9 protein-coding genes and 3 pseudogenes are annotated in these 6,633 nt (G+C 70.3%); 9 read left to right on the plus strand and 3 right to left on the minus strand.

Translation table 11 applies throughout. The features are described 5' to 3' along the window. From AD428_RS25620 to AD428_RS21110, 3 genes and pseudogenes are all read left to right on the plus strand, one after another. Window positions 1-209: pseudogene (locus AD428_RS25620) on the plus strand (Hsp70 family protein); the annotation flags it as partial. Between the two features lie 59 nt (window positions 210-268). Continuing rightward, window positions 269-855: pseudogene (locus AD428_RS21105) on the plus strand (NUDIX domain-containing protein). After that, window positions 852-1,199 carry a 2Fe-2S iron-sulfur cluster-binding protein gene (locus tag AD428_RS21110; protein WP_053246480.1) on the plus strand — a complete coding sequence of 116 codons (348 nt, stop codon included), beginning with the start codon at window positions 852-854 and terminating at the stop codon, window positions 1,197-1,199. Before AD428_RS21105 ends, AD428_RS21110 begins: the two are co-directional and overlap by 4 nt. Before the next feature lie 39 nt (window positions 1,200-1,238). Here AD428_RS21110 and AD428_RS21115 read toward each other — a convergent pair whose 3' ends face one another. The 3 genes from AD428_RS21115 to AD428_RS29790 form a co-directional block, all read right to left on the minus strand. Beyond that, complete coding sequence (locus AD428_RS21115; protein WP_053246481.1) at window positions 1,239-2,540, minus strand: MFS transporter; 1,302 nt, start codon at window positions 2,538-2,540, stop codon at window positions 1,239-1,241. A gap of 116 nt (window positions 2,541-2,656) precedes the next feature. Then, complete coding sequence (locus tag AD428_RS29785; protein WP_369798805.1) at window positions 2,657-2,809, minus strand: hypothetical protein; 153 nt, start codon at window positions 2,807-2,809, stop codon at window positions 2,657-2,659. A 391-nt stretch (window positions 2,810-3,200) separates the two neighbouring features. After that, on the minus strand, window positions 3,201-3,548 hold the full coding sequence (locus AD428_RS29790) for a hypothetical protein (RefSeq protein ID WP_369798806.1): 348 nt from the start codon (window positions 3,546-3,548) through the stop codon (window positions 3,201-3,203). Between the two features lie 71 nt (window positions 3,549-3,619). On the opposite strand from AD428_RS29790, the pseudogene AD428_RS21125 reads away from it, so the two are divergent. From AD428_RS21125 to AD428_RS28500, 6 genes and pseudogenes are all read left to right on the plus strand, one after another. Then, window positions 3,620-4,210, plus strand: a pseudogene (locus AD428_RS21125) (nitrite reductase (NAD(P)H)); the annotation flags it as partial. Beyond that, window positions 4,210-4,551: a nitrite reductase small subunit NirD gene (gene nirD, locus AD428_RS21130; protein ID WP_053246483.1), complete on the plus strand. Its 342-nt coding sequence runs from the start codon at window positions 4,210-4,212 to the stop codon at window positions 4,549-4,551. The pseudogene AD428_RS21125 and the gene nirD, both read left to right, overlap by 1 nt. Window positions 4,552-4,583: 32 nt before the next feature. After that, entirely contained in the window at window positions 4,584-5,207 is a 624-nt protein-coding gene (locus AD428_RS21135) for an SAM-dependent methyltransferase (protein WP_235491051.1), read from the plus strand. A gap of 12 nt (window positions 5,208-5,219) precedes the next feature. After that, window positions 5,220-5,375 (plus strand): hypothetical protein, encoded by a 156-nt coding sequence (locus tag AD428_RS28495; protein WP_235491052.1) that lies wholly within the window; start codon window positions 5,220-5,222, stop codon window positions 5,373-5,375. Then, window positions 5,372-6,187, plus strand: a complete 816-nt coding sequence (locus AD428_RS21140; protein ID WP_235491053.1) for a nitrate- and nitrite sensing domain-containing protein — start codon at window positions 5,372-5,374, stop codon at window positions 6,185-6,187. The genes AD428_RS28495 and AD428_RS21140 overlap by 4 nt, the downstream gene beginning before the upstream one ends. Next, window positions 6,163-6,612, plus strand: coding sequence for an ANTAR domain-containing protein (locus tag AD428_RS28500; protein ID WP_235491054.1), 450 nt, complete (start codon window positions 6,163-6,165; stop codon window positions 6,610-6,612). The genes AD428_RS21140 and AD428_RS28500 overlap by 25 nt, the downstream gene beginning before the upstream one ends. The last annotated feature ends 21 nt before the right edge of the window (window positions 6,613-6,633 follow it).

A 6,633-nucleotide genomic window follows, 5' to 3' on the forward strand; every position in this document is an offset into this window, starting at 1 on the left:
GGTGGGCGGCCACGTGTGGGCGCTGCTGGCCGACGCGGGCCTCGGCCCGGGCGGCGTGGATACGGTGTTCTTCACCGGCGGATCGACTGGTGCCGCGCCTGCGCGAATGCGTGTCGGCGCTGGTTCCGGGAGCACGCAGCGTGGAGGGCGATCTCTTCGGCAGCATCGGCGCGGGGCTGGCGCTGGACGCCAGCCGGCGGTTCGGCTGAGGCGCGCCGGTGGTAAGCTGCATCGTCGTCTTCCCGCCTTCCATGTTTCTCCATTTGCCATGACGCCTCCCGCCGAAACCCATCTCGTCGAAACGCTCGTCTCGCGCGAAACGCCCTACGAGGGCAAGTTCCTGAAGATCCGGCGCGACACCGTGGCCCTGCCCAACGGCAACCAGGGTGTGCGCGAATACGTGGTGCACCCGGGCGCGGTGGTCGTCATTCCGCTGCTGGACGATGGCCGCGTGCTGCTGGAGCGCCAGTTCCGCTATCCCGTCGGCCGCGTCATGACGGAGTTTCCCGCCGGCAAGCTGGACCCGGGCGAAGATCCGCTGGTCTGCGGCAAGCGCGAGCTGCTCGAGGAAACCGGCTACACCGCGCGCGAGTGGGCCTGCGCGGGGGCGCTGCACCTGGCCATCGCCTATTCCACCGAGATCATCCACATCTTCTTCGCGCGCGGCCTGTCGGCCGCGCGCGCCAGCTCGACCAGGACGAGTTCCTGGACGTATGCAGCGCCCGCCCCGAAGAACTGTACGAGGCTTGCCGCAAGGGCGAAGTCACCGACGCCAAGACGCTGACCTGCGTGCTCTGGCTGCAGAACGTCCTGTCCGGCGCGTGGAAGCTGCCGTGGCAGGCGCAGGAAAATTGAAGCCTGCCGCCGATGGCGCGTTTGCTGTGCGGGTGGAGCCGGCCGGGTTCAGGTTCGAGGCCGGGGCCGGCGCGTCGCTGCTGATGGCCGCGCAGGCCGCCGGCATCAGGCTGCCCAGCTCCTGCCGCAACGGCGCGTGCCGCGCCTGCATGTGCCGGCTGGTCGAGGGCGAAATAGCCTACGCCGTCGAATGGCCGGGCCTGTCGCGCGACGAAAAGGACGAAGGCTGGATCCTGCCCTGCGTGGCGCTGGCCCGCTCCGCCCTGGTGATCGAGTCGCCGCTGGCCGCGCCGCACGTGCCCGAGGCGCCGCCGCCCCGGCCCCTCACCGGCGCGCGCCGCTGAGCGCCGGCCCCGCTTCGGGCCGGGCGCGGCATCGCGGCCTCACTCGTGGCGGTCGATGGCCGAATGGCGCCGGGTGTCGCGCATGGTCATGTAGACCAGCAGCGACACGAAGATGATGCCCGACAGATAGTAGTAGAACCAGGTCTCGTGCCCCTGCTGCTTGAACCAGAGCGCGATGGCCGGCGCGGTGCCGCCGAAAATGGACACGGTGACCGCGTAGGGCACGGCCACGCCGGTGGCGCGGATGTTGGTGGGAAACAGCTCCGCCTTCACCACCGCGTTGATCGACGTATAGCAGGCCGTGAAAATCCACGCGCCCGAGATCAGCAGGAAGGCCATGAAGGGAGAGGTGGTGTGCGACAGCGTCTTGAGGATGGGAGCCGTGAGCACGGCTCCCGCCACGCCGAAAAACACCAGGAGGGGCTTGCGGCCTATCTTGTCGGACAGCGCGCCGTAGACCGGCTGCAGGATCAGCGCGAAGATGAGCGTGGCGGCGATCACGTAGGTCGTGACGTGGTCGGAGAACCCTGCCGTCTGCCGCACGAAGGTCTGCATGTAGGTGGTGAACGTATAAAAGGCCGCCGTGCCGCCCGCCGTCAGGCCCACCACGATGGCCACTTCGCGCGGGTACGCCAGCAGGCCGCGCAGCGAACTGGTGCGCGGCTTGTGGCGGCTGGCCTCCTTGTACGATTCGGTTTCCGGCATGTCGCGGCGCATCACCGCCGTGATGATGGCGAGCATGGCGCCGATCACGAAAGGAATGCGCCAGCCCCATTCCTTGAGCTGTTCCGGCGTCAGGAATACGTTCTGCAGCAGCAGCAGGACCAGGATGGCGCTCAATTGGCCCCCGATGAGGGTCACGTACTGGAAGCTGGAATAGAAGCCCCGGTGCTCCGGGTCGGCGATCTCGGTGAGGTAGGTGGCGCTGGCGCCGTATTCCCCGCCCAGGCTCAGCCCCTCGATCACGCGCGCCAGGGCCAGCACGGCCGGCGCCGCGAGCCCGATGCTGGCGTAGGTTGGCGTGACCGCGATGACCAGCGAGCCCACGCACATCATGCCCACCGACACCATGAGCGAAAGCCGGCGTCCGTGGCGGTCGGCGATGTGGCCGAAGAGCCATCCGCCCAACGGCCGCACGATGAAGCCGGCGGCGAATAGCGTGGCCGCATTGAGCTGCTGCACGACGGGATCGTGAGAGGGGAAGAAGGCGGGGGCGAAATACAGGGCGAAGGCGGTATAAGCGTAGAAGTCGTACCACTCGACCAGGTTGCCCATGGAACCCACGAAAATGGCTTTGATGCGGCGCCTGGCGTCGGGCATGTCTAGGTAGGTGTGCGTCATCGCTGTCCTTCCGGTGAGCCTCTCGGGAGCTGCCGGCCGTCGTGAAACGGGGGCCATGTCCGCCATCTTGCGCCCGGCGACGAAAAAATGCACGCGCCGCGCCCGGCGGCTCCGGCTCAGCGCGGGGCGATAGCCTGGCAGGAGGCCGCTTTGTCGTCCGGCCGGGCCTGCTCGCCCAGCAGGGCGCGCACGCCGCACTCGGAGCCGAACATGCGCCCGCTGTCGTGCCCCCACGCCGCCACTTCGTAGCCCTCGCGGCGCAGCGGCACGGGGCGCGGGCCGCGCGAGGCCAGCAGGTATTCGTAGCGCAGGTAGCCCAGGCCGCGCGCCAGGCCGTGGCGCCCTGCGCCTCGGCGCCGCAGCTCTTGTCCAGCAGCCGGTGTTCGGGGTTGTTGTCGGCCGATCCCAGCAGATAGGTGACGTCGCGGTCCGCATAGCGCACGAAGAGCCGCGATTCGTCGGTTTCGCGGGCATAGGCGGGCAGTTTGTCGGGGCCGTATTTGTACTGGTTGTAGGTGGGGCAGATGCCGCGCTCGTAGCGGGCGTAGCCCTGGCCGCCGGGGCGCGGGCGCTCGCTGCCCAGGTAGAGATAGGAAGAGGGGTTGGCGATCACGTAGCGCACCGCCACGCCGTCGCGGCGCAGCGCGCCGTCGAGGTTGTTCAGCACCGCGTAGCGCTGCACCAGCTGTGCGCCGCCCGAATGGCCGGCCAGCACGATGCTTTCCAGCAGCGGCAGGCGCTTGCGGTCGGCCAGCACGCGCAGCAGGTCGTCGAGACCTGGAACGACGAGACGGGCGCCGGGCGGCCGGGCGCCTGCACGCTTTCGCCGCCTTCTTCCCAGCTCGATTTGCGCCAGGCCGCCACGCCCGGAAAGCCCGAGTCGATGGAGCCCACGTAGCGGGGCGCCACGATGAGGGTGTTCGACGCGTAGGCGGGGTTGGCCGCGAGCAGCCGGGCGGCTTCTTCGTAGTAGTGGTCGGCGTCGCGCTTGACACCATGGAACACCACCAGGAGATGCCCGGATGGCCGCGCAGGCTCGCCCCGGGCCAGGTCGCGGTTGGCGTAGGCCGCGATCTTGTGTGCAGGACAGCGTCGCCATGGCGCTGCGCCTGGAGAACCGCTACAAGGGCCTGCGCTCGCCGCACAAGCTGAAGTTCGCCGTGTCGGGCTGCACGCGCGAATGCGCCGAAGCGCAGAGCAAGGACATTGGCGTGATCGCCACGGAGAACGGCTGGAACCTGTACGTGTGCGGCAATGGCGGCATGCGGCCGCGCCACGCCGAGCTGTTCGCCACCGACCTGGACGACGACACCCTGGTCCGTATCATCGACCGGCTGCTGATGTTCTACATCCGCACCGCCGACAAGCTGCAGCGCACCTCGGTCTGGCGCGAATCGCTCGAAGGCGGGCTCGACTACCTCAAGGCCGTGGTGCTGGACGACAGCCTCGGCCTGTGCGCCGAACTGGAGGCGCAGATGCAGGCCGTGGTGGACCGCTACGAATGCGAATGGGCCAACGCCCTGGCCGACCCCGAAAAGCTCAAGCGCTTCCGGACTTTCGTCAACGACCGGCGCGCCGACCCCGATATCCGCTTCGTCGAGGAACGCGGCCAGCGCCGCCCCGCGAACGCGGACGAGGCCCCGCTCGCCGCAGCACTGGAGGAACACTGATGGATGCCCTGCGCGAACCCTGCTGGCGCGTCGTCTGCCGGCGCTCGGACCTGGTCGCCCATTCCGGCGTGGTGGCCTGGCTGGACGGCGAACAGGTGGCGCTCTTCTACCTGCCCGGCGAGGAGGCCGTTTACGCCGTGGGCAACCGCGATCCGAAATCCGGCGCCAACGTGGTCGGACGCGGCATCGTGTGCAGCCTGGGCGGCGAGAAGGTAGTGGCCGCGCCGCTCTACAAGCAGCATTTCCGGCTGAGCGACGGCTCCTGCGTGGAGTTCCCCGAACAGCGCATCGCCGCATGGCCGGCGCGCCTGAACGGCGACGCCGTCGAAGTCGCTTTCTGATCTCTCAAGCCATGCCAGGGGAAGCCCGCATCATGATCCACCCCGTGTTTCTCATCGGCGCCGGTCCCGGCGACCCCGAACTGCTCACGATCAAGGCCGTCAAGGCCCTGCGGCAGGCCGAAATCGTCCTGGCCGACGATCTGGTCAACCCCGAGGTGCTGGCGCATTGCCCGCAGGCGCGCGTCATCCCGGTGGGCAAGCGCGGCGGATGCCGCTCCACGCCGCAGGATTTCATCCAGCGCCTCATGCTGCGCTATGCGCGCCAGGGCCGGAAAGTCGCCCGCCTGAAGGGCGGCGACCCTTGCATCTTCGGCCGAGGCGGCGAGGAAGCCGCCTGGCTGGCCGCGCGCGGGGTGCCGTGCGAGATCGGTCAACGGCATCACCGCGGGCCTGGCCGCCGCGACCGCGGATCGGCATCCCCCCTCACGCTGCGCGGCGTGGCGCGCGGCGTGACCCTGGTCACCGCGCACACCGAAGACGGCGGCGCGCCCGACTGGGCCGCCTCGCCCGCTCGGGCACGACCCTGGTGGTCTACATGGGCGTGGCCAGACTGCCCGCGACCGCCGCGGGTCTGCTGGAAGGCGGCTGCCCGGCGACACCGCGGTCGCCATGATCGAGCGCGCATCGCTGCCCGGCCAGCGCGAAATCCGCTTTAGACGCTGGCGCGCATGCAGGCCGACGCGAGCTGCCAGGGCCTGCGCAGCCCCGCCATCCTGGTCATCGGCGACGTGGCGGCCGGCAGCCGTTTCGGCGTCGCCGCGGCCGGCCTCCCTGCGCGCCCGCGCGCGCGCGCGGGCATGAGCCCGCGCCGGAGCCTGCCATGACCAGGGCCGGGCCCGCGCTCAGGTTTCTCGCGGCGGCGCGCCAGTCCGAGCTGCTGGCCCTTGAGCAGCTCGCGCGCATCAGCGATTTCGTGGCGCTGCTGAGCGAGCTCGTCCACGCCCTGCAGAAGGAGCGCGGCTACTCCAACCTGTACCTGTGCCTGCGGCAGGACACGCTGCTGACACACCTGGGCGGCCTCTGCGACGCCGCGGACGAATGCGAACGCGCCGTGCGCGGCTTCCTGGACGGCATGGAGCAGGAAGGCGGCAAGGCCCGGCTGTACGACGCCATTGCCTATGCGCTGTACCGGCTGGACGAACTGCCCGACCTGCGCTGGCGCGTGCGGCGCCAGCGCATCGACGCCGAGGCGGCGAGCGCGGCCTATACCCGCCTCATCTCCAGCCTGCTGGCCGTGGTGTTCGAGGCGGCGGACGCCTCGCTGGACGCCGGCATCACCCGGCTGCTGGTGGCCCTGCTCAACTTCATGCAGGGCAAGGAACTGGCCGGCCAGGAGCGCGCCCTCGGCGTCACGGGCTACGCCGCGGGCTACTTCGACGAAGCGCGCCAGGCGCGCCTGGACGGCCTGGTCGGCGACCAGCAGCGCAGCTTCGACACCTTCGAGCGCCATGCGCCGTCGGGCATCCAGCGGGCCTGGCGGCAGGCGCGCCGGCGGCGATGCCGCCGTGGCGCGCATGCGCGACATGGCCCGCCGCACCGGCGAACGCCATCCCGTCGATCCCCGCGCTGGGCGCCGTATGGTTCGACGTGTGCACCGCGCGCATCGACGCCATGCGCCCCATCGCATCCGGGCTGACGGACCTGCTGGCCGAGGAATGCCGGCAGCGCATCGGCCAGACCCGCCGCGATCTGCGCAACCACGGACTGCTGCGCGAACGCCTGGAAAAGCAAGCCAGAGGCATGGCGCCCGCGATGCTCTTCAGCGTGCAGGGCCGGGCGCTGGATGCGCCGCCGCCCGGCGGCGTGGGCGGCGAGATCGAGCGGTCCATACTCGACATCCTGCAGGCGCAACGCGAACAAATGCAGAAGGCCGACGAGGCGCTGGCGCAGGGCGCGCCGCGCTGGACGACCAGAAAGACCTGCTGCGCCGCCAAGCGCCTGCTCATGCGGACCCGGCGCCTGTCCGAACCCGACGCGCACGCCTGGCTGCAGCGCGCCGCCATGCAGAGCGGCCGGACGCTCATCGACGTGGCGCGGCAGGTGCTGGCCGCAGCGGGCTAACGCGACGTGCGGCGCGGCCGG

The sequence above is a fragment of the Achromobacter sp. DMS1 genome (genome assembly GCF_001270295.1).